Raw genomic sequence first — 23,623 nt, 5'->3', positions numbered from 1 at the left:
AATGGCTGAAAACCCGGAAACGTTGGACGGCGATATTTTGCCCGGACTTTTCAGAAGGGAATACACCAAAATGACGGCGGTATTGTGCCGTCATTTTGGGTTAAAGCATATTGAAACAGCGGAAGAAATCGTCAGTGAAACGTTTCTGAAAGCGACCGAAACGTGGCAAACGCAGGGGATTCCTGAAAATCCGACGGCATGGCTTTACATCGTAGCCAGAAATAAGGTCAAGGATCATCTGAAACATTTACAGGTCTTCGAAAAACAGGTTTACCCCGCATTGTCCCTCAATTCTGGCCATTCGGAGCCAGATTTTGACTTCGACAACGAAACAATGGCCGATAGCCAGCTCGCCATGATTTTCGGGGTTTGTAATCCTGCCAATTCTGCTGAGAGCCAGATCAGCCTCGCATTGCAAATCCTTTGTGGTTTTAGCGTAGCCGAAATAGCAGATGCTTTTCTGTCAAAACCTGAAACCATCAAGAAACGTCTTTTGCGTGCGCGTGCCAACCTGCGGAATGATCAATTCCAGATCGGGCCATTACTACCGGCTGATGTGTATGCCAGGCGGGATGTCGTGCTACGTACGCTCTACCTGCTATTCAATGAAGGTTATTTTTCCAAATCGGGGAATTTTCTCATCCGCAAAGACCTTTGCGCCGAGGCCATGCGGCTGACGCTCATGCTGACTGAAAATCCCCTAACAAATGCGCGGCAGGTGGAAGCTTTGCTGGCATTAATGTGCTACCAAAGTTCCAGGTTCGACGCCCGTTTAAATGATTCGGGACAAACGATCCTTTTTGAAGATCAGGATCAAGGCCTTTGGGATAAAACGCTGATCGACCGGGGCAATTATTATCTGGTGAATGCCTGTTCGGGGAATATGGTTTCCAAATACCACATCGAGGCGGGTATCGCTTACTGGCACACAACCCCGCCCGGAACTGAGAAATGGGCGCATATCCTGCACCTTTATAACCAACTGATCGTGATCGAATATTCGCCCGCAACGGCGCTTAACCGCACTTTCGCCTTCGCCAAGGTACACGGTAATGAAAGCGGATTACAAGAGGCTGAGAAGCTCGGGCTGGACAATAACTGTTATTACCACTCCCTCCTCGCCTACCTTTATTCCCCGGTTTCCGTTGAACAAGCTGCCCGACACTATCGCCGGGCGATCGAACTTTCCACATCACCAACAGAAAAGCGCACCCTCGAACGCGAGCATACCAGGCTAGCGGACGTTTAATCGGCAAATTTCATTTCCAGCACGCTGTCGATCACTTCGTCCAGTGCTTCATTCAACGCCTTAGGCGATTCGAGCATCGGGTAATGGCAGGTTCCTGCGATTTCGATCAATTTGTAACCGTTCCCGGCGTGCGCTTTCAGCGCCTCAACATTGGTGGGATAGTAATTGACATTAATCAGGTTCATCCTGGGTCTTAACAAAGGCATGGATTGCTGTTCAATGCGGTACATTTCGAAGAATTGCGGCAATGTCTGCTGCCCCATCGGTTCGTACGAATTACGGTAGGCGGCCACGATTTTGTCGGTTATCCATCCCGGGGTTTCGGGCGTGAGCAATACCATCCTTGCATAATGCTCATTGGTATCGGCATAGGCCTTTTTGGAACTTTCAATGATTTCTTCGACCTGGCTCTCATATTCGGCAGGAAGTGGTGTGGCGAGATTTTTAAAATTATCGACACCTATAAAACCGATGATCGGATCAGGATGACGGCTTGCCGCTATCAAAGCCAGATTTCCCCCTAACGAATGACCGACAAGGATCACGTTTTCAAGCCGCAATTCCTTGATCAGGGTCACCACATCCTCGGCCATGCCTTCCAACGTCCATTCCCCGCGGTTCGTGCCCGATTCGCCGTGCCCGGCCAGGTCCATGGTTACTACCTGGTATTTTTCCTTGAAAAACGAAACCTGTTGTTTCCAGTAAGTCTGGTCGATGAAAGAGCCGTGGAGAAAAAGTAATGTAGCAGGGCCGGTACCGTAGATGTTGTAGCTGATGGGGGTTCCATTGCTGATGATCGTTTTCATATTGCCGTTCGGGTTGAAGTGAATATTAATTTACTCCAAAGAAACCGCGCCCGAATGACAACGTATTGTCAGTAATCGTTTTGATGTTAAAAAAATATGTTGCACGTCGCGATAGTGCATTGATTTGTTGTTTGCTACCAATATTACATCGCCAATGCCATTTGATGTTTCCGATATTACGTGCTTAGCGTAACAACAACGAAGTGCATTCTCCCTGCTATAAAATCTTCATAAACGCTACGAGTGCCTTTTTCTCAGAAGCTGTCAGGTCTAGTTTGTCGAATGGCAACGTTTGATTTTCCAGATTAAAACCCAATCCATTGCCGCCACCCCGATCATAAAAATCAACCACTTCTTCCAAAGTCTTGAAAACACCATTATGCATATAGGGTGCGGTGAGGGCGATATGCCGGACGGTCGGCGTTTTGAATGCGTAACGATGCGGCTCCCGTTTGGTGAGCACAAATTTGCCGACATCCGGGTCCACGATCTTGCCTTCGGCTGTGGCGGGCGTCCCTAGCACCTCGCTTTCCGTTTCCAGGTAAGCAGGCGGGACAGTGCCATTGAACAAGGGAAAGAAGTGGCAGGTAGCACATTTAGCCTTCCCCATAAACAGATTAAAACCCGATTTCTCCTCCGCAGTAAGGGTCGCTTCGGAGCCGCGGAAATGACGGTCCAGGCGGGAGTCGAGGGATGAAAGCGAGCGAATGTAGCTGGCAATGGCGTTTTTGAGGTTGCTTTCGGTGACGCCGTCGGTATAGGCCTCGTCAAAAAGTTTGCGCGACTCGGGTTGCTTTTGAAGTGCTGCGACTGCATCGGGCAGCGAGCCATGCATTTCTTCCGGATTGCGGATCACGTCGCTGGCCTGGTCTTCGAGGAAAGTTACGCGTGAATCGGCAAACTGAACGGCCTGGAAAGATGCGTTCAGAAGCGTCGGCGCATTACGGCTGATACGCATGCCATTGAAACCGATCGCAAAACTTTTCGTCTCGCCGTCGGTAAAAGCCTTGTCGGGTTGATGGCAGGTAGCGCACGTACGGCCCGAATTATTGGATAATATCGGATTGAAAAACAGCATTTTGCCTAATGCGATGCGCTCGGCAGTCATAGACTGTTCTTCGAAGTTGATGAAGTAATTGGCATTGAACGCGGCAGAATCTGTCAGCGTCCGGGCTGATGCGGATAGCAGCCTTTTTTCTGTAAAAACCGGAATACCTAACGCTTCCTGGAGATCAAGAAGTTGGCTGCTGAGCGGGTTAGCATATTTTTTGATGAATTCGAGCCGGTCGAATGCATTGAAATCCGGTGATTTGCGCAGGTAACCGATTGCGGCTTTGAAAGAGCCGTCAAGCTGTGTGGCCAAAGCGCTGTTCGAAGTTTCCGATGTATAATATGCCAGTTGACGTTGCATTCCGGCCAGCGCCGAGGCTACTTCAGGCAAGGAATGAAATGCCATTGGCGAATCGAAACCCGTAATCCCCATCGATACAATGCGGAAAACTTCCAGTCGCATAGCGTCGAATATGTGACTGTCTGTCAATTCATTGGTTTCCGAAATTTTCCGCAGGCGGTTTACGTTGGCGCGCAATGCGGCGGCTGTTTGCAGCATGTCGGGATAAGCGTCCGTTGCCACTTTCGGGAATACCATTTCTTCCAAAACCTGAAAACCCTGCGGCTCATTTACCCGCAAGTCGTCGTCCACGTCGGGGATGTTGGCCCCATTGAGTGCGCGGGTGGTTTCCGGACTGTAATAGCCGGATATAAATTCCACACGTTTGTAAGCCAGCCGGGCACGCTTGAAGGACTCCTGAATGGCCGCCGGGCGGTGTGCACGGATGTCGGCCTGCAAACGGCTCACCGCACTGTCAAGCGCTGTAATGTCTTGCATGAACATCCGCTTCACTTGTCCGGCACGCGACGGCACCGGGCGGGTCAGCCACCAGATCAGGCAGACGATCAGCGGAATAATGATAATCAGGAAAATTGAAAACAGCAGCCGTCGGTGACGAAATATAAACGAATTGGGGTCACGGTTGAATTTCAGCATCGTGCACAAGTGGGTATGTATGCAAATGGAAAAACTCCTGACCCGAAAGTTCTGGCCAGGAGTCTGGAAAACTAATAATTAACGAGGCAGACCTTCGATAAGGATCAGCTGGCTGGCCTGGTTTTCTGACTTCCGGACTGAGCCGCCATCTACACCTTTGTATTTATCGCCACGCCATGTGTGCGGCTGAATGCCGAGCATAAACGTATTCGGACGACCGGTAACATCCGACACGTCGATCATACCGCTGCTTTCCCATGAACCGAATGCGGAGGTTCCACCTACATTGTATTTGGCTGCATCAGCCTCAGTACGACGGTGGTCGATTTCAAGAACGGGGGTCAATTGCTTGCTGTTGAGATTATATTGGTATACATAACCATCGTGCTTCTCGTCACCGTAGCCATTCGGATCTTCCATGATGTACACATAATCATAGGTCACGCAAACGTTATCCGGATTTTGGAATGTCTTCGCGATGCCAGTGCGGTCGTCGCCGTTGAGCAGCACTTCCAGTTTGCCTTTGGTTGGGTCGTTCGCATCGAGGGTCATGCGGTAAACACGACCGTATTTTGAGCGTGAGTAGTCGGCGTTCGGACCGCTATTGTCCTGACCGGTTACTGCGAAAACTACCTCGCGGCCTTTTCCGCCATCACCTTTGCGGTAATCGACATCTTCCACACGTCCGAATTTGATCGCTTTCAGATCATTCACCTTCGCATTGATCTGCGCGCCTGTCAGTGTTTTGTGGTTATCGATCTTTACAAACTCTACGTCATACATGGACCCGGGTTGCATGTCCATTTCACGCTGGTTATCATTACTGCGTTTTAGCATGTACAAGGTACCGTTGTCGAGGTCACCGACGGTGTTGGACAAATACATCGCAACCTGGCCGCCATTCACATCCGAATCGTCATCGCCGATCACGATCACTGTTTTGCCCGGATAAGCAGTTTTAGGAAGCGGAACAGCATTCTCAGCACTCCAACGGCCCAAACCGGCCACTTCACGGGAGATATTGGCCTGGCTCACATTCGCATCTACATTCAATGCATGTGTGCGAGACTCCTGGCCGCTTTCGCCCGAAGTGAGGAACACCGGTCCGAAACCATGCTCGATCGGCGTTACCAGCGTGGCCGAGCACAACCGCCAGGTGCCACCATCCGAATTCAATACATACTCACCTTTTACCGGCTTGAAACCTTTGTCGAGCGTAATGCGGGACACGGAAAAGTTGTCTTCGTTGTTGACCAGAATGGAGTAGTTACCATCCGGATTTTGGAAAAGGCCTGCACCATCGGCAGAACCACCGAATACGTAGCCAGGCGATTGTTCGAGCTGGTCGTCGGAGCTGAGGAGTGAATACAGTTTGACATTGCCAGCCGAAACACGGCCATTGGTCGCGCCTGGGAGCAACTTGGCAAGTACAGGTGTTACCGAACGGTTTTGCAGAGTAATTTCCGGGCTTTCCGGCGAACGGTGATCCTGGCACGCGCCGAGCACGAAAAGGCCGGCCAACGCGGTGTAAGAAAGTAAAGGTTTCATGGTGAACATAAACTGAACATTAAGTGAATAAGGAACACAAAGAACACTCTTTCACTTTTCGCGGAGTTTACGCATTTATTATCAGTTTGTTAAGAAGAGGGTGCCTGCGGGTTGACCGCTGACCGCAGACCGCCGGGTGCGGTATCATGGACGGTGGGCTTAATGACCATGGACGATAGACCATGGACCATGGCTGCGTTGGGACTGCATTTTACAAAAGTACCATGGTCTATCGTCTATGGTCAGGCCGAAGGCCCATGGTCAACACCTCACCGTCACAGTACCGCAATCGGCAGTCGGCCGCCAAAAACTCCAAACCGTTGCATTGCCGCCCGCCCGCGGCTATATTTGCCATCTTACCATCAATCGTATGCCGACGTTCAGAAAAAAACTTGTAACAACGCTCATTGCCGGGGCACTTATCACTCCATTTGTATCCCAGGCACAAAACAAAACATGGAAAGCGCCTTTTGTTCAGGCAGAATGGTCCAAGGACTATCGCCCATTCCGCATTGCCGGGAACCTTTACTATGTAGGGACTTATGACCTGGCCAGTTACCTCATTGCAACACCGCGGGGCCACATCCTGATCAACACCGGCCTGGAAGAGTCCGTACCGCTTATCCGCAAGCATGTGGAAGCATTGGGTTTCAAATTCACGGACATTAAAATACTGCTTGCCACGCACGCTCATTATGATCATGTGGCAGGTATGGCAGCCATTAAGCAAGCTACCGGTGCGAAGTTGATGATCCAGGAAAAGGACGCCAAAGCCATGGCCGACGGCGGTGCCTCCGATTACGCGCTGGGTTCGCACGGTACGAGTTTCGAGCCGGTTCAGGCCGATCAGTTGCTGAAAAACGGCGAGATTGTGAAACTTGGCACCATGCAGGTGAAATTGCTCCATCATCCCGGCCACACCCCCGGCGCTAGCAGCTTTTCCTTTACGGTGAGGGATGAAAAACGGGCTTACAAAGTACTGATCGCCAACATGCCGAGCATTCTGGATGAAACCAAACTCTCGGGAATGCCCGGTTACCCCGAAGTCGGCAAAGATTATGCGAAAACTTTGGCAACCATGAAAAACGAGCAGTTCGACATCTGGCTGGCGTCGCATGCAAGCCAGTTTCACCTCCACGAAAAACACAAACCGACCGATCCATACCGCCCGGAAGCGTTTTTTGACAAGGCCGGTTATGATAAGGCTATCGCAGACTTGAAAAAAAGCTACGACGAAAAGGTTAAGCAAAAATAACGGCGTCAAATGCCCGCCTGGGCCGGAGAGAATGTATCTACATGCTCTCCGGGCAGGAAAATGTGGAAGGTCGTACCACTGCCCTCTTCTGTTTCAAGCCAGATTTTACCACCGTGGGCTTCCACGATCTGTTTAGAAATATATAACCCCAGTCCAAACGCCTGCTCCCCTGCCGTACCGGCACGCTTCGAGGTTGTAAATGGATCGAAAATTTTCGGGATCGCCTCTTCGGGGATACCCAGGCCGTGGTCTTCTATCGAAATCGTTACACCTTTATTGGTCGGTGACACGTTGACGCGAATCGTCTCGCCCTCGGGGCTAAACTTTATCGCATTCACAATGAGGTTATTCAATACCCGCAGCAGCTTGTCGGGATCAGCATTGATCGTGATCGGCGACAATTCGGCCAAGATCAACCGCTGGTTTTTCTCTGCGGCCCGGAAGGTTAGCAATGCGATTGCATGGTCGAGGAAAACCGGCAAATCTACCAGCTTTTTGAGTAATTCGGTTTCTTTGAAATCAAAATCGGTTTGGAGCAGATCACTGATCATGTGCAAGCAACTCGTGCTCGACTCCCGGATCAATTCCACATATTGTTGTGCTTCTTCGGGTGAAGTATCATCATCCTGTAATAAGGAACACAATGCGTTGATGCCGCCAATAGGGTTACGCAAGTCATGCGCCACCATCTTGATCAGCCTCGCGTAGTTCTGGTTGCTCTTTTCCAATGCATCGCTCGTCGATTCCAGTTGCCGGAACTGCATTGTGAGGACACGGTTGGTCTTTTTGCTGAGTTTCCAGTTCCGCCAGAGGACCAAAATAACCAACAGCGTAAGCACGCATACAGCCACAGCCAGCGCGAGCATCTGCGCACTGTATTTCGACTTCAACCGCTCGGAGATGAGTTGCTGGTCCTTTACCGCATATTCAATGTAATCGATCCCGGAAACCCGGTCGATCTCGACTTGTTCCTCGTACAATCTGAGGAGTTTCTGGCTGTATGTAAATGCGTCTGTGTTGTCCCGCTGGGCCATATAGTAGTCATACAACTTTTTGCACACGTCCCGGGCGTACATGCGATAGTTCTTTTGCTCCGCAAGGTCTAATGCTTTAATATAAAATTGAATGGCTTTCTGGCGATCCTCCACGAGGTAATAGTCCCCGAGATCTAGCAACAAATCCATGCTGAGGTAATTTAATTCCAGTGCGAGCGCACGATTAAGCGTATTTTCCATCATGATCATCCCCTTAACGCGCTGTCCGCCGACAATCAGCTCTCCGGCGCGGAGCTGGTCTATGGCTAGTTCAAGGCGAACGTCCCTGTATTTTTTTGCTATGCCATATGCTCTGTCGATCAACATGGTCCGTCGGTTACCGCTAAACTTCTGCGGATAGAGGAGCATATAATTGTAAATCACCAGCGCTGTGATGGAATCATGCTCGATCCGGTCGCCAAGCGCCAATGCGCGGTCAAAATTTGTCTGTGCCTTATCGTCGCGCCCGCTCACATTATAAACGGAGCCAATGTTCATGAGCGTCTGCACGATGTTAGACGAGTCACCGAGCGTTACATACTGGTTGTAGGCATCATTATAATACCGCAATGCGAGCTGGATGTTGCCTTTGATATCGAACACCACACCCAAATTGTTTGTCGCATCTGCCAATCCCTGGTCGTAATCGTGGCGAAATGCTACCTGCCGTGCCTGCAACGCGTAGTAAAGCGTGCTGTCGGCATTCTGCTCATAAAAAAGAAGTGAAATCCGGTTTATGACATCAACATACTGCGTACTGTCCCGGATCGAAGAAAGGCTTTGTTGCAATTCTCGTATTTTACCGACCTGCGCCCAAAGCGGAGATGCAATGGAAAGTAACAGTAAAATGCAGATTGTCAGCGCCTTCATGTAACCTGGCAGTTGTAAAATTAATCTCGAAATGGTATCCGAATAAATATTACAAACTTTCAGCTCAAATGCAAAAATATCTGAGGCGGAGAAAAAGGACGGCACCGGCAAAGCGGTCGGAAAAATCCGACCGCCCGCGGTGTCTGTCATCGGTTTTAGTTAAGAACTTCCAATCAATCGTCAATCCCCTGCGATCATCCTAAGTCGACGGGAATAGAGAATTTATCGTGAAATCAATATCCAGGATTTTGTTTGAGCTGAGGGGATGAGTTCAGCACAGTTTGTCCAATGGGGAATATTTCAGTATGGTTATCAGCATCGGCTGTTTTGTCCCACCAGGTGCCTTTATTGAACACACCCCAGCGTATCATGTCGGTGCGGCGGCGGCCTTCTACCAGGAACTCCCTACCCCATTCGTCAATCATCTCTTGGTCGGTAAGCTGGCTGCCATCGGCTTTGTAAAGGCTTGGGGAGTTAGACGGATAATTACGTTTGCGCACCGCATTCAGCAATGTTGCAGCCGCAGCCTTGTTACCTGCCCGGTATTTGCATTCGGCCAGCGAGTAATAGATTTCCGCAAAACGGATCTCCGCGTACGCCGACGAAATCTTGTTCGCATCATCGCTCGGATAGAACGGATATTTCACAGGGAAAATACCCGAATTGTTATCCGCATTGTTCATGTTCGATGTTTTGTCGGCAATGGGCGTACCCGGTTTGGCATCCAGGAACTTTCCTACCTGATCGCGGAGGTACAATGCATACGGGCCCTTGAAACCACGAACAGTGTCGGGCTTTCCAGCCGCGTTCGTGTATGTCAGGTAGCCATGCAGGAACATTCCTTCGCGCTTACTGTTGCCCAGGTTTTTGTATTTCTTCAAACGGACATCATCCGCGTACTTCTGGAATTTCACAAATGGCTTACCCAGGGCAAACGGATATTCCTTACCATCCACGTCGAGGCCCGGCTGCATGGCATACTTAGGGTTTGCATTACCGAAATCTGTAAATCCGAAATAGTTTGGCGCAAGGTTAGGCAGCATCCAGAAATACATTCCGCCATCGTACTGCCAGTGCGTAAGCCCGAAACTTCCAGGGAAACCGAAAACGGTCTCTTTCGATTTGGAATTATTGTAATCAAATGGTGCGTCCCAGCGTGATTCGAGGGCGTAAGCGCCATATTTACCATCGATCATTTCCTGGCAAATGGTGGCGCAGTCTGCAAAACGGTCGGTACCGGTGTATACTTTGGCATTCAGATAAAGCCGAACGAGCAGCGACGCAGCCCCGCCTTGCGTCCAGCGGCCGACCGCGTTTTCGCCCAGGCTCTGGATCGTTGGCAGCTTCGGAAGTGACTCTTTCAATTCCTGCTCAATGAATGCGAATGCTTCCTGTGGCGTTACCTGCGGCCCGCCGCTGGTTTCACCTTTCACCTTGGTCACGATCACGATGTTGCGATAGAAATCGAGCAGGCGCAGGTTCAGCCATGCGCGCAAAGTCCTTAACTCTGCGATCATGCCATCGAGTTCGGCCTGGGTCATCTCAAACTTCGATGGATCTTTGATGCTCTGCAAATCTTCCAGCGAGTTGGTCGCCAGCGTAACGCCACCGTACAATGCATTCCAAGGATCGGCCGTGTAGCCGTCGTTGGGTGTCCAGGTGTGGTAATGCACGCGCTGGAACTGTCCGCCGTCGAACCAGTCGCCCTGGCGGTTGGGGGTCATGATCTCGTCGGAGCTGTTTTCCTGCAACATGAATGTGCTTCCGCCCTGAATGCTCCAATAGCTGTGCTCGAAGGCGCGCAGGAAGTCGCGGGTAACGTCCTCGCGGGTTTGAAGGAAGTTTTCGGAGGAAATGCGGTCGTAAAGTACCTCGTCGAGGTTGGTACAGCCAGCTGTCGCCATCAGCAGCATTCCGGCGCCTAAGCGGCCTGCCAGGCGGCCAATATTTTTGGATATGTGATTGCTTTTCATTGGTATTTCAAATATTAGAAGGTAAGCTGGACGCCCAACAGCAGCTGGGTAGTCGACGGGTAGTAATCCAACGTGCCATTGTTATCGCCATTTTTGTTGACACCCGGGTACAGGCCATTCACACCGATCAGATCAGGGTCGCCACCGGTGAACTTTGTGAAAGTGGCCAGGTTACGACTCGTTGCGTAAATGCGCACCGATTGCAGGAACTTGGTATTTACCGGCTGCGTGTAGCTCAGCGTCACGTTGTCGATCTTCAGGAATCCGCCTTGTTCAAGGAAATAATCCGACAGCGTCGAATAGGTAGCCGGATTGGTCAGTTTCGAATACTTGCCGCCGTCGTAAGCCGAGGTCAGCACGTTGGCATTCTCTTGTGCCGCGGGCGTACCCAGGTAAAACGCATAGGTGTTGAACAGCTTGTAGCCGAACGAGCCGCGCAGGAACACGCTCAGGTCCCAATTTTTGTATTTGAAATTATTGGAAAGACCCATTGTAAACTTCGGCAGACCGTTGCCTACAAACTGCTTGTCGTCGTTGGTCGCCTGGTTACCGGGGATTACTTCACCCTTTTTGTTATACACCAGCAAGGCGCCGGTATCGTCCACCCCTGCCGATTTCAATGCATAGAAACTTCCGATCCGGGTATTTTCCTGCAAACGCTGTAACGTGCCCGGGCTACCCGGTGCAGGCATGCCTACCACATCCACGTATTTCTGGCCTTTGAAAAGCGCATTCGAGAAAGAAACGAACTTATTATTGTTATAAGCGCCTGTAAAACCAAGGTCATAGCTGAAAGCGCCTTTATGAAGCACGGATGCATTCAACTGCAATTCGACACCGGTGTTACGCATTGTACCCACGTTGGCGAACGTCTGGCCCTGGATATTTGGTGGGTTGGAAACATTGTAGTTACCCAGCAGATCGCGGTTGGTGCGGATGTAGTAGTTCAAACTACCGGACAATTTACTACCGAACAATTCAAAGTCGATACCGGCATTGAAGTTGGCCGCTTTTTCCCAGCGCAGGTCGTAGTTGGTATTCTGGTTTGGCCCCCACACCTGATAGTTGACGCCATTATATAAATAGTAACCATAGCCGCCGTAAGTATCGAGCGAGAGATAGTTACCAAAATCCTGGTTGCCCGTTTCGCCATAATCCGCACGGATTTTCAGTTCATTCAACCAGGGAATGTCTTTCAGGAACTTCTCCTGCGTGGCGCGCCATGCCACGGAAGCCGCCGGGAAGTAACCCCATTTGTTGGAATAACCGAATTTCGAAGAACCTTCACGGCGCAAGCTGGCCGACAGGTAATATTTCTGGTCGAAATCGTAGTTCAACCGGCCGAAGAAGGCAATCAGTTTGGACGAGTTTTTGTAGGAGCCCACGTTGTTGATCCCCTGCTGCAAGTTCCACAAACCACTTCCAAGGTTATTGTAAGTCAATATATTGGAAGGGAAATTCTCATTCTTCGCATTGAAACCCGACGACGTGAAATACTGGAATGAGTACCCGCCAAGTAGTTTAACCGAATGCTTATTCAGGTCCAGGTAATAGTTACCGATCCATTCAAAGCTCTTCTGATCATTTTCTTCCAGAACCTGCTCTCCCGTATTCCGTTTGCTTCCGTTCACGATGGTCGTCAGGGTCGATGGAGAGAACAGGTACTTTCTCATCGACGAATTCACTTCACCAATGGTCACAACGGTATTCAGGTTTTCCAGAATGTTAATCTTCGCCGAACCATTCATATCCAGTAGCTTATACTCTCTGTCCGACTTTACGCTCTTCGCGACTTCAACCGGGTTGTTGGCGAAAAATCCGGAGGTCAGATAGGCATACTTGCCGGTTGAGTCGCGTACGGAGAGCGTTGGGTTCAGGGTCAGTGCGTAGTTGAAACCGCTGTAATCGGCATCGCTTGTTTTGGTATAACGAGGCGCAGCAGTGAAAGCCAGTTCGACCAGATTGTTGGCCGATTTGTGGTTGATATTGATCCGTCCGCCATATTCCTTTTTGGCCGAACGCAGGTCAATACCATTCGCATCGCGGTAATCGAGCGAAGTGAAATAGTTGGTTTTACCATTACCACCTGAGAATTGCAGGGTATGCTTGTGCGAGAACGAAGGGTTACGCGCTACCTCTTTCAGCCAGTTGGTATTGCCGCCAAAGTCTACACCGCGCTTGTGGGCGAGAAAGTCGTCTTTGGAAAGTACTTCGAGCTGGTTGGTCGGAAAGTCGAATGTCGCATACCCGTCATAGAATATACGCGATTCAGCAGAGCCTTTTTTCGTCGTGATCACGATCACCCCGTTGCTGCCGCGTGTACCATAAATGGCCGATGCGGCACCTCCTTTGAGGACGTCGATCGACTCGATCTCGTTCTGGTTGATGTTGTCGATATTACCGCCCGGTACCCCGTTGATCACAAACAATGGCCCCAATCCCGCGCTACGCGATGAAGCGCCCCGCAACTGAATGCTCGGCGATGAGTTCGGATCGGCCGCAGCCGTGTTGGTTACCGACAAGCCCGCCACTTTCCCCTGGATCGCCATCAGTGGGTTGTTACCACCGGTACGGAGCAAATCTTTCGCAGAAAGGTGCGTAATTGCACTGGAAACCTCCTTTTTGTTCAGAGAGCCATAACCGATCACGACCACCTCGTTCAAGGTCTTATGGTCTTCAACGAGGATAATTTCTAAGGATGTTTTGCCAGCGACACTGATTTCCTGGCTCACATACCCGACATTGGAAATGGCGAGCGTCGCCGTTGGGCTGCTGACTTGCAACTTAAATGTGCCGTCGGTTTCGGAAACGGTTCCGGTATTGGTACCTTTTTCAAGAATCGATACACCCGGTAACACACCTTGCGAATCGGTAATTTTTCCGGTGATCTCGGTTGTCTGCGCGTGCGCCTGCCAGGTCGACAGGACCAGCAGCAGACAGGCAAGCCAGGATGTTACCTGGGTCAGGAGAATGCGCGCCGGTCGGGGCCGCTTGTCCCGGCCGGTCGATTTGTATAAATTCATTTTCATCAAAAATTAATTAGGTTTGCCACGCAGGGTTGTTACTATTTTTTTAAAATATTGGATTAATTAAGAACACTGCGAAGTTCAGGGTTTAGGAGATAACCGGGTGATCGTTTTGTCTCAATTTTGAATCAAAATGTCTCACTGGAAATTTTTATGATTTAACTATGATTTTGGTGGGATATCTTTATGCAGCAGTTGTGCCGTGTAGCGGCCTTTATTGAAGATTAAATTGGTGAGAACATTCTTTTCTTTCCTGCTTTTGCTCCTTGTCCTCACGGGGGCGCATGCTCAGGAAAACCCTTTCTACTTCCGTAATTATCAGGTTGCCGACGGCCTTTCGGGCAATGCTGTGGGCAAAATGGTGCAGGATAAAAAGGGCTTTATGTGGTTTGCAAGCCGTAATGGCCTCAACCGTTTCGACGGCCACAACTTTCGGATTTTCCAGAGCATGGCAGGCGATTCACTGAGTATTGGCAGCAATTCCATTTTTGCATTATACGAAGATGTGTCCGAAAAGCTCTGGGTGGGTACCCACAAGGGCGTGTACCGGTACGACCCTGTCAAAGACCGCTTCGATGCATTCAGGCTCATTCCGCCAGGAGAAGTGCTCGAAATCCGTGGTGACCGCAACGGAAATATATGGATCATATCCGACCTCCGTTTGTACCGATATCACCTCCGCACCGGTCGTGTGGCGCAAATAGACCTGGGTGGCGACCAGCCCGTTTCCCTCCACGTGTCTCAGGCAGGGGATGTGTGGGTGGCTTGCAACAACGGCGTTGTGAGGCATTATCAGCAAAACAGCGGCCGTTTCGAGGTTTTTGATGTGGGCGCATTGTCGGGAGTGAAAGGCATTTACGGCTCCATGACATTGCAGGCCGTCGGCGATTCGGCATTGCTTGTTGGTACTATGAAAAAGGTTTTGCTCCTGAACTTCGCCAAAAAGCAGGCCCGCAATCTTACAGCAGCCGGTATGCCAGGCGAGGACGTGCAGGTGCACACTATTTTCCAGAAGAGCGACCGGGAGTTCTGGCTCGGCACCGAGTCAGGGCTGTACATTCTCGACCTTATCTCGGGCCATTCGCAGCATATCGTCCGGGAGCAGTTCAACCGGTATTCCATTACCGACAACATCGTCAACTCCATCCTGCGCGACCGCGAAGGCGGCATTTGGATTACAACACAATTCGGCGGTATCAATTACTATTCGGGGCAGTTCAACAACTTCCGGAAGTTTTTCCCGAAACCCGGCAACAGCATTGGCGGCAGCATTGTTCACGAAATCACTAAGGATCAGCACGGCCAACTGTGGATCGGGACCGAAGACGCAGGCCTGAACCGGCTGGATATACAGACTGGCCAGTTCAAAACATTCCTACCCGACGGGCGCCCCGGAAGCATTTCCTACCACAATCTGCACGGCATGGTGGCCGACGGCAATGAATTGTGGGTGGGCACCTACGAACACGGACTCGATGTGCTCGACCTGCGCACCGGGCGCGTAATCAGGCATTACAATGCATCTGCTGACCCGCGTTCACTGAGCAGCAATTTCATTGTTACCCTGTACAAAACGCGCTCCGGCGACATTCTTGCGGGCACCTGGATGGGCCTTTGCAAATACAACCGCGCTACCAACGATTTCACGAGGATCCCGTTTTTCAATGCGCAGGTCCAGAGCATTCATGAAGATGCCGCCGGGACGATCTGGGTGGCGAGCTACGGGCGCGGTGTGTCGTTTTTCAATCCGGCCACATTAAAACAAGGCCATTTGACATACCAGGCAAACCAACCCAACGGTCTGCTCGATAACTATGTAAACAGCCTTTACCAGAGCTCCGACAAAAGTATCTGGCTATGTACCGAGCACGGGCTATCGCGCTACAATCCTGAAACAGGCAAGTTCAGAAATTACCGGATCACCGACGGCCTGCCCGATAACCAGGTGTTCCGTATACTCGAAGACGACGCGGGCAATTTCTGGATATCGACCTCGCGCGGGCTTGCGAAGCTCGATGGCCGTACCGACCGTTTCACGAACTTCCACATGGGCAACGGCCTTCCTACCGATCAATTCAATTATAATTCTTCGTACAAAGATTCGGACGGCACCCTGTACTTCGGTACCGTGGCGGGGATGGTCGGTTTCAAACCTGCCGCGTTGCTTCGCAACAACTTCGTACCGCCGGTTTACATTACCCGCTTACAGGTCAATAACCGTGATCTGGACATTCGGCAAAAGGATGCGCCTTTGCAACAATCTATTATTTATGCCGACGAACTGACGCTTCCTTACCATAGTTCCAGTCTCAGCTTCGACGTGGCGGTGCTCAGTTATGTCATTCCCGACCAGAACAGCTATCAATACCAGCTCGAAGGCCTTTCCAAAGAATGGGTGCCGTTCCACGGTAGCAGGAGCATCCATTTTTCCAAACTTCCGCCCGGCGACTATACCCTGAAAATCAGAGGCGCAAATAACGACGGACTTTGGAGTAACCGTGAAACCAGGCTACGGATTACCATCCTGCCGGCGTTCTGGGCCACGGGCTGGGCTTATCTCTTTTATGTGGCCTTGATTGTGAGTATAATTGTAGTGATTTTTCGTTACTATTTCCTCGCCCTGCATGAGAAGAACCGGCGGCAGATCGAGACCATCGAAAGGGGGAAAGAGCGGGAAATTTATAATGCCAAGATCGACTTTTTCACCAATGTAGCGCACGAAATCCGGACGCCCCTGACGCTGATCAAGATGCCGCTCGACAAGCTGTTGGTGAATAAAAAGTCTGATCCTGAAATGATTGAGAGTTTGAATATGATTGACAAAAACACCTCCCGCCTGATAGACCTTACCAACCAGCTCCTCGATTTCCGAAAGGCTGAGGCCAATAATTATAGTTTAAATTTTACAAAAACCGACGTTAACGATCTGCTGAGCGATGTGTTCGGGACATTCAGGCCCGCTGCCGAGCAAAAGCAGTTGCAATACAAACTCGAACTGCCGCGCATTACCTTACAGGCGTTCGTGGACGAAGAAGCCTGCAAAAAGATTGTCAGTAACCTGGTCAACAATGCGATCAAATATGCCGAAAGCAGCGTTAAAATAAAGCTTTCGCCCTTCAACAGCGACGACCTGCTGTTCCACATCGAATTCACCAACGACGGCCCGCTGATCGAATACCACGACCGCGAACGTATTTTCGAGCCATTTTACCGGGCCGAGGGCAATAGCAAAGAACAGGGCACGGGCATTGGCCTGCCCCTCGCACGTTCGCTCGCCGAGCTGCACAAAGGCACGCTCGAACTGAAACGTTCGGACCTGGATCAGAATACTTTTTTGCTTTCCATTCCGATCCATCAGGATTACGAATTAGACCTGAACAAGGAAAATGACAAGGATCCGCCCCAGGCCGAAGACCTCAATAATGCGCGAACCTCTGCCAACCCGAACAAGCCCAATGTGTTGCTTGTGGAAGACAATACCGAAATCCTGGGTTACCTCGGCCGCGAACTGAGCCTGAGCTACAACATTTTCCGGGCAGGCGACGGACGGCAGGCAATTGATTTGTTGCAGGAAGAAAACATGCACCTGGTGATCAGCGACATCATGATGCCGGTGATGGATGGTATCGCATTGTGCCGCGAGATGAAAAATGACGTCCGTTTCAGCCACATACCGATCATTTTGCTGACGGCCAAAAATTCCGTCGGATCCAGGATCGAAGGACTCGAAGTGGGTGCGGATGCCTACATCGAAAAGCCTTTCTCGCTGGACCATTTGTCGGCGCAGATCTCCAACCTGCTCCACAACCGCGACATTATCAAGGACTATTTCGCGCGCTCGCCGCTGACACACATCAAGGGTATCGCATTTTCGCGCGCCGACAAAGATTTTTTGGAACAACTCAATACCATTATCACTACCCACATCGCCGACAGCGACCTGGATGTGGACATGCTTTCCTCCGAAATGAACATGAGCCGCCCTACCCTCTACCGCAAGATCAAGGGTATTTCGGACATGACGCCTAATGAGCTCATTAACCTTTCACGCCTAAAAAAAGCAGCGGAATTACTGGCTGAAAAGAACTATAAGATCAATGAAGTGGCAGATATGGTCGGATACAGCGTTCCTACCAATTTCTCGAGGGATTTTCAAAAACAGTTTGGCGTGAGCCCATCGGGTTATGTAAATGCGTTGTAATTACTCTGATTAGCAATCATTTGCGCATCATCTGAATAAGTCTGAATGTTTTTCGGAAAGGCCTGTTATCCGGGGCTCTCAGGCGCCGGTCAGGCCGGCGTAAGCCTTGTAACGTTCGTCATACCGCTCACCGGAAAGCCAGTCCCGGACAATGTATTTGAAAAACAGCATCGGCGGTTCGTGGCGGTCGATGGCTTTTTGAAAATATTCGACAGCAACATCTGCTTCTCCGATCGAGGCGTGGACAACACCCATGTCGTAGTTGGAAACGACCTGTGTTTTGTGTAGTGTATTCATTTGCGTGATAATGTCCTTCGCGCTTTCAATTTCACCGGAAAGTCCGAACAACACGCCGCAGGCGCTGAGTGTAATGCCATTATAATTGATTTCCAAAGCAGCCTCCAGGGTATCCTGCGCTTCCGGAAAGTCTTTCAAAGTAATCAGGTTTAAACCGATGATCATATGCCCGCCCCAGAAGGCAGGTTGTAACTCAACCAGCTTTCTTCCCTGCGCAACCGCATTTTCAAAATCCCCGGCAACCCAGTACACATAGGCCGCATAAAAGTTATTGATAAGGGAAAATGGTTCAAGCGACAATGCGAGGGCCGTTTCCTCCCGTGCTTTGGCAGTATCACCGGTAAATGCCAGGAAGAGCCCATATTGACAGTGCAGGTCGGCAGTATTCCAGTTAAGCGCCAGCGCCTTTTCAAAAGACCGGGCGGCACTTTTAAAATCCCACTCGTACAGCATCTGCATACGGGCCAGCGCGAGGTAACTTTCGGCGATCTCACTATCCAGGTCCAGGGCACGTTCGGTAAACTGCTTCACGAACGGAAGTGCGGTTTCGGCCGGAAGATGTCTGTAAAACCACATATTCAGATAGCATGACGCAATACCTGCATAAGCGATGGCATAAGCCGGGTCAAGTTCGATGGCCGACTCGAAGTAGGCAATTGCCTTATGGTATTCGTCGGCACCGCCAAATTTGTTATGGTAAAACAGCCCCCGTAGATAAAGCTGATACGCCTCGTTGTTATGGGTATATCTTTTAAAGGTCGTGGCCGGTTGTTCGCCCAACAACTGGGCCCTGACCGCATTGATAATGGCCAACGCGACCTCCTCCTGAACATCGAAAATATCATCCAGGTCCCGGTCGTACTGCCCGGTCCAGATTACACGCCCGTCTGCCACTTCAACCAGCTCCGTGGCAAGGCGAAGTTTATCCCCCCAGGTTTGTAACGTACCGCGCAGGATGTAGCTCACATGCAACCGCTCACCGGCGAATTGTGGCGTAGGGTCGGTTCCTTTAAATGTGAAAGAAGAAATCCTCCCTGCAACCTGTAACCCGCGTACCCGGCTCAGCAGATTGATAATGTCGTCGGTGACGCCATCGCTGAAAAACTCTTCTTCCGGATCATTATTCGGGTTTACGAAAGGCAAAACAGCGATGGTTATCAGTCCGGCGGAACTGGTCTGTTGGGTTTCTGCTATCATGACGGGTATTTGAATGCTGGGCTTATGAATAGACGAATAAAGGTAATCGTGCTTTCAAAACAAAGCAGTAGGGCAAGTATTGTAACTTCATAGCAATGCAAACCGCACGAATAAAAAAAGCCCGGTTTTACAACCAGGCTTTGAGAATATTACCGCAACTTATCGGTCCAGCAATGAAAATAGCAATTGGTGTCATCATTATATAGCTATTATTTTTCGGATGAATTTAATGTTTAAAGTATTGGATCATTCAGACAACTTCCAAGCTCCAATTTTCGAGTAGACGTGCCATTACAGACATCGTGTACGCAAACGAGCTTATTTGAAGAAGAGCGAAGAACTTTACCAGTATCACCATAGGTTGGGTATCACCTGGGAGGTACTTTGATGCCCAACGGAGGGCAGCTGCTGCGAATTTTAGGAATTGATAAAACATTGGAGTAGCAGGTTAAGTGTTCACTTACTGTACACATTGTTACGTCAGGATTAGTTGTGGAGGAAATAGTTATAAGCTGTTATGAAGAGTATGGCACTCACACTGGGTGTTAAAATCTTCACTACATTTCTCAACCACACCACCAAGTCTATAAGTAATCTGTAAGCTGCCCTTTTGGCTTCCAAAATAAACTTTGTCAGAAGTTTACGCAGGAAGCTCCGTTTTTTGTTGTTGGGCGGTGAGTTGTGATCTCCCCCGCCGGATGCTGTTGCTGACATGTGATTTCCTGGTTTAGCTAAAATTTTGGTTGCTGATTATTAATGTTAAGAAAGCGGCGATCGCGTGCTCGTAGGGATGATGCACCCAATGCAGAAACCAGTATGTCAGATCCCTGACAAGCGCTTTGGTTTCCTGATTCAGTGTCCTTCGAAGGTCGGTAAGCGACCGGCCATTTTCCTTCCGGTTGCTCGCATTAGTCAGGTTTTTGTTCATATATCTATTGGGTTAAAGGTTCATTGAAACAAATCTATCATTAAAATTAATCAAAACAAACTTTTATTCTGAAAATAATTACTTATTCGATATATAATTAATGTCAATATAGTTTTTAACCATATACTATTTTATTTAAAATCATTTTTACAGAATATTGTCGCATATGCAACATGTATTGACGGCGACTGTTTGCGAAGTGCGTTCGTTTCGCTTATTCCAGCCAACGGACCATTGCAGCCGCCCACGGTTGCGGTGACGTCGGAGAATAAAAATCACTTCGACCTAAACAAAAGCTTTGCGTTTACGTAAACGCTATTGGCTTAAACGGTTAAACACTTCGAACTCTGACGCATGTCACGCTACGGCATCAGCAATAGCAACTTATGACCAATCAGAATGTTGCAAATGCAATCCATGAGTAAATAAAACCAGGCGGTTACTTTGCATTCGCAATATCCTGTTACTCTCCCCTCCTCTTGGTACGATGAACGAATCAATTATTTGGCTGACTGCAATGATGTCGATTGAAACCCAAGTGCTCGCAAGCCTGGAAATCGATAAACTGCTTGAAAAAGAAGAAAAGGAAAACAAAGGAAGAAAAGAACAAGGCGGTGGTCGCTGGTTTCAAAATCAGGCTGCGAAACTCCGCCTAAAAATGCCGGCTGCAAGTGACATCAGCAGGATGCAGCAATACAGGACCTCAATCAGAAATATCTGGCAGGGAAAAGGAGTTCACGATGTAGAACTTAAAGAAATCGCACGCGAAAATTACAATGGCAAGGCACGCACATGTGTAGAAGATCATTATCTCAGATTTTTAGACTATGAAATTAAATACCTCCATGACCTTCCGGATATAGATGAGCAAGGCAATGTAAAATTCAAAAGAGAACCTTCTATCCGAAAGCATTTAGTTTGGTCCGACCCAGTCCCAATTATAACAAGATCTGATACGTATATCGCTACATATCTCTCCGATTTACACGAATCCCTAACAGGCTTTGTTGAACTGTTTTGGGGGATTGGCAAAGAGGGAGAATGGCCTTTCAGGGCTACGATGAAGCAATTGAGCAAGGATGGTAAGGAATTGGAATTTCATTCCACGAATGGTATTACCAGCCGGAATAAGGGAAAAAAGGCAAGATCGAAACTGTTATTCATCCAATTCGAAGGTCGGCTTGACCCAGTTACTTCGAAAGACGATTTCAATACGAGCGAAGACAACCCGGAAGATGAACTGGAAACGATCCTTTTTCAGTGCGTGATAGACTTACCGCTGACAAAATCCAATGTCGTTTACGGAACATTTTCGTCGGTCAGATCCACGATCCTTACTCCGGTAGCCGGTGCAGTTTTATTGCACGAGGCGAAAGTGCAGGAATACGAGGCTCTTAAAAACAGTAAATTTCCTAAAAAAGGACAAACTAGTCCCGTAACAACCGAAGAGCAACTGGAGAGGCAGTCGCTTTCGCAATACTTTTTATCCGAAAAACTGATCATTCCAACGGAATCGCTCTTTAACGATATCAAGAACCTCCCAAATTATGACAACTGGAAGGAGTTCAGTAATTCCTTTTTAAAAACCTACTCAGGGTATTTTCACCTGCAATCCGGTCCAACTTTCCACAGACCACATTTTTCGGTAGTCCCAAGTGCTGGCGGCACATGTGAGCTCACCATCAGCATGGTCGACCGGAATGCAACAAAGACAATCGTCGTACCTGGAACCGTGCGGCTGGAAAATTCAGTACTGCATTTCAGTTTTATCCCAACAAATGATTACAAGGGGCATTTTCTGAAATTTTGGCTTCCCGCCGACAAGACAGGTACCATTCTCGGGATGTACTGCGGGCTGTATCCCAGGATCGGGCTTGATACGTTTCAATCGGGGGTGGTACAATTAGTGCCTGAAACACAAAATGGGGAAGATACTGCTGTTTCCACAAAGGAAACCGGTGTTCCTGATGTAAAGCAAGATGAGCAGATGATCTTCAACGATTACCATAAACTGCTCACGAATTCCTGGACAAATTTCCCCGACGGTGCATTGCTCCACAGAATTTTGCGAAAACAAAACCCGGTTGCAGTACACAACCAGGAGTTGCTCATGGGCCTGAAACTATCACATCATTATAAGTACTTAACCTTTCGGGTGCCTGAGAATAATGTAAAGGGCTCCACGCCCGGGGAAACTTTCCGAATTGAAAAATGCGATGTTAAGTTTTCCGAAGATTTCAGCAAGGTTACCATTTCATCCCCGGCACCACGTGACTACAATGGAAGAGTGTACTACAATGGTGTTGTTTTACTCCTGATTTTAAATCCACAGGTATCGGATGACGATGCGTTAAAGGATAGCTATTTCACCATTCAACTGGACTTGCCATGGCATAGCAACAGGGAGTCAGGACCTGAGATCATTTTCGGAACCTCTACCTGGAAGGACGTCTATCTCGAATCTAAGATGGTTGTTCTGGTTAAAGCGGCGGTTACTGAGCAAGTAAATACGCAAAGCGGGAAAATTGTAAGAAGTGTTGATAATGAAACCAAGATATACCGAATAGGTACGAATGGGGCGCTTGGTAGCTCAAAATATATCGAAGAAATATTACAACAAGACAGAATATATAATGGTGCATTTAGCTACTTATTTGGTAGAATAAATAGACATATTCATACGTCGTCAAAAACGAACAACGTCACCCCCGGGTTCGGTCTGTCAAATGGCGGGGCGGCGGACAACGACTTTTTTGATGATGAAGACGTCGACAAGATCGAAATGTTGAAAATCTTCCGTCCCAGGGACAAGACGAGCCGGGAGCCATATATCTATGCTGGCATGCACTTGGCGGGAAGATTAGATATTGCGAAAGACGAGAAAAAGCCTGCGATCAGACAGAGTGCGGAGCGATACTTTTTTGAAGGATTTTTACATCAGTTTGGCTGCACCCACCTTGCGGGGGAAGTGCTGACCAAGGAATATTTCGCGTCGATAACGGACAGAATCCCGAAAGAGCTGCGCGAACGGTGTACTGACCTGCTCTTGGAGCAGCAATACTTAACAAGTTTTTATAAAGGCCTGCGGGATAAAGATCTGAGGAAATTCTTAAAAAAACTGTGGCCTTATCTTGACACGGATGCACAATCCCTCCCCGCCGGAAAAAGCAATCCATAATGCATTTGGGTAGA

At 49.2% G+C, this 23,623-nt stretch carries 13 protein-coding genes; 4 read left to right on the top strand and 9 right to left on the bottom strand.

Annotation, left to right across the window (positions count from 1 at the left end; all coding sequences use genetic code 11):
* The first annotated feature begins 1 nt into the window (after position 1).
* A complete protein-coding gene (locus tag LZD49_RS02875; RefSeq protein ID WP_234665807.1) occupies positions 2-1,249 on the top strand; it encodes an RNA polymerase sigma factor in 1,248 nt (415 codons plus the stop codon).
* Here the strand turns inward: LZD49_RS02875 and LZD49_RS02870 are convergent.
* The 3 genes from LZD49_RS02870 to LZD49_RS02860 all read right to left on the bottom strand — a co-directional run bounded on the left by LZD49_RS02870 (position 1,246) and on the right by LZD49_RS02860 (position 5,650).
* On the bottom strand, positions 1,246-2,055 hold the full coding sequence (locus LZD49_RS02870; RefSeq protein WP_234665806.1) for an alpha/beta fold hydrolase: 810 nt from the start codon (positions 2,053-2,055) through the stop codon (positions 1,246-1,248). The genes LZD49_RS02875 and LZD49_RS02870 overlap by 4 nt on opposite strands.
* A 217-nt stretch (positions 2,056-2,272) precedes the next feature.
* Positions 2,273-4,102 (bottom strand): cytochrome c peroxidase, encoded by a 1,830-nt coding sequence (locus LZD49_RS02865; protein WP_234665805.1) that lies wholly within the window; start codon positions 4,100-4,102, stop codon positions 2,273-2,275.
* Between the two features lie 78 nt (positions 4,103-4,180).
* Entirely contained in the window at positions 4,181-5,650 is a 1,470-nt protein-coding gene (locus tag LZD49_RS02860) for a PhoX family protein (RefSeq protein WP_234665804.1), read from the bottom strand.
* 370 nt (positions 5,651-6,020) lie between these two features.
* Between LZD49_RS02860 and bla the strand changes: the two genes are divergently transcribed.
* Positions 6,021-6,905 carry a subclass B3 metallo-beta-lactamase gene (bla, locus tag LZD49_RS02855; RefSeq protein ID WP_234665803.1) on the top strand — a complete coding sequence of 295 codons (885 nt, stop codon included), beginning with the start codon at positions 6,021-6,023 and terminating at the stop codon, positions 6,903-6,905.
* 5 nt (positions 6,906-6,910) lie between these two features.
* On the opposite strand, the gene LZD49_RS02850 is transcribed toward bla, so the two are convergent.
* From LZD49_RS02850 to LZD49_RS02840, 3 genes are all read right to left on the bottom strand, one after another.
* On the bottom strand, positions 6,911-8,809 hold the full coding sequence (locus LZD49_RS02850; RefSeq protein WP_234665802.1) for a tetratricopeptide repeat-containing sensor histidine kinase: 1,899 nt from the start codon (positions 8,807-8,809) through the stop codon (positions 6,911-6,913).
* Between the two features lie 233 nt (positions 8,810-9,042).
* Complete coding sequence (locus tag LZD49_RS02845) at positions 9,043-10,782, bottom strand: RagB/SusD family nutrient uptake outer membrane protein (protein WP_234665801.1); 1,740 nt, start codon at positions 10,780-10,782, stop codon at positions 9,043-9,045.
* 14 nt (positions 10,783-10,796) lie between these two features.
* Positions 10,797-13,805 (bottom strand): SusC/RagA family TonB-linked outer membrane protein, encoded by a 3,009-nt coding sequence (locus LZD49_RS02840; RefSeq protein WP_234665800.1) that lies wholly within the window; start codon positions 13,803-13,805, stop codon positions 10,797-10,799.
* A gap of 235 nt (positions 13,806-14,040) precedes the next feature.
* On the opposite strand from LZD49_RS02840, the gene LZD49_RS02835 reads away from it, so the two are divergent.
* A complete protein-coding gene (locus LZD49_RS02835) occupies positions 14,041-18,009 on the top strand; it encodes a hybrid sensor histidine kinase/response regulator transcription factor (RefSeq protein ID WP_234665799.1) in 3,969 nt (1,322 codons plus the stop codon).
* A gap of 78 nt (positions 18,010-18,087) precedes the next feature.
* On the opposite strand, the gene LZD49_RS02830 is transcribed toward LZD49_RS02835, so the two are convergent.
* From LZD49_RS02830 to LZD49_RS02820, 3 genes are all read right to left on the bottom strand, one after another.
* On the bottom strand, positions 18,088-19,503 hold the full coding sequence (locus tag LZD49_RS02830; protein WP_234665798.1) for an AraC family transcriptional regulator: 1,416 nt from the start codon (positions 19,501-19,503) through the stop codon (positions 18,088-18,090).
* A 486-nt stretch (positions 19,504-19,989) separates the two neighbouring features.
* A complete protein-coding gene (locus tag LZD49_RS02825; RefSeq protein WP_234665797.1) occupies positions 19,990-20,217 on the bottom strand; it encodes a hypothetical protein in 228 nt (75 codons plus the stop codon).
* Between the two features lie 13 nt (positions 20,218-20,230).
* Positions 20,231-20,431, bottom strand: a complete 201-nt coding sequence (locus LZD49_RS02820; RefSeq protein ID WP_234665796.1) for a hypothetical protein — start codon at positions 20,429-20,431, stop codon at positions 20,231-20,233.
* A gap of 487 nt (positions 20,432-20,918) precedes the next feature.
* Here LZD49_RS02820 and LZD49_RS02815 point away from each other — a divergent pair, with 487 nt between their 5' ends.
* Positions 20,919-23,609: a hypothetical protein gene (locus tag LZD49_RS02815; RefSeq protein ID WP_234665795.1), complete on the top strand. Its 2,691-nt coding sequence runs from the start codon at positions 20,919-20,921 to the stop codon at positions 23,607-23,609.
* The last annotated feature ends 14 nt before the right edge of the window (positions 23,610-23,623 follow it).

Origin of the sequence: Dyadobacter sp. CY261 (genome assembly GCF_021440085.1) — a bacterium.
GTDB lineage: Bacteria > Bacteroidota > Bacteroidia > Cytophagales > Spirosomataceae > Dyadobacter.
This window is presented reverse-complemented; position numbering and strand designations above follow the sequence as displayed.

Bases quoted from the DNA above. Each gene is read 5' to 3' on its own strand.
- LZD49_RS02860 (WP_234665804.1), bottom strand. From the start codon at position 5,650: ATGAAACCTTTACTTTCTTACACCGCGTTGGCCGGCCTTTTCGTGCTC.
- LZD49_RS02830 (WP_234665798.1), bottom strand. From the start codon at position 19,503: ATGATAGCAGAAACCCAACAGACCAGTTCCGCCGGACTGATAACCATC.
- LZD49_RS02840 (WP_234665800.1), bottom strand. From the start codon at position 13,805: ATGAATTTATACAAATCGACCGGCCGGGACAAGCGGCCCCGACCGGCG.
- LZD49_RS02865 (WP_234665805.1), bottom strand. From the start codon at position 4,102: ATGCTGAAATTCAACCGTGACCCCAATTCGTTTATATTTCGTCACCGA.
- LZD49_RS02845 (WP_234665801.1), bottom strand. From the start codon at position 10,782: ATGAAAAGCAATCACATATCCAAAAATATTGGCCGCCTGGCAGGCCGC.
- LZD49_RS02875 (WP_234665807.1), top strand. From the start codon at position 2: ATGGCTGAAAACCCGGAAACGTTGGACGGCGATATTTTGCCCGGACTT.
- LZD49_RS02825 (WP_234665797.1), bottom strand. From the start codon at position 20,217: ATGTCAGCAACAGCATCCGGCGGGGGAGATCACAACTCACCGCCCAAC.
- LZD49_RS02820 (WP_234665796.1), bottom strand. From the start codon at position 20,431: ATGAACAAAAACCTGACTAATGCGAGCAACCGGAAGGAAAATGGCCGG.
- LZD49_RS02815 (WP_234665795.1), top strand. From the start codon at position 20,919: ATGAACGAATCAATTATTTGGCTGACTGCAATGATGTCGATTGAAACC.
- LZD49_RS02850 (WP_234665802.1), bottom strand. From the start codon at position 8,809: ATGAAGGCGCTGACAATCTGCATTTTACTGTTACTTTCCATTGCATCT.
- LZD49_RS02870 (WP_234665806.1), bottom strand. From the start codon at position 2,055: ATGAAAACGATCATCAGCAATGGAACCCCCATCAGCTACAACATCTAC.
- bla (WP_234665803.1), top strand. From the start codon at position 6,021: ATGCCGACGTTCAGAAAAAAACTTGTAACAACGCTCATTGCCGGGGCA.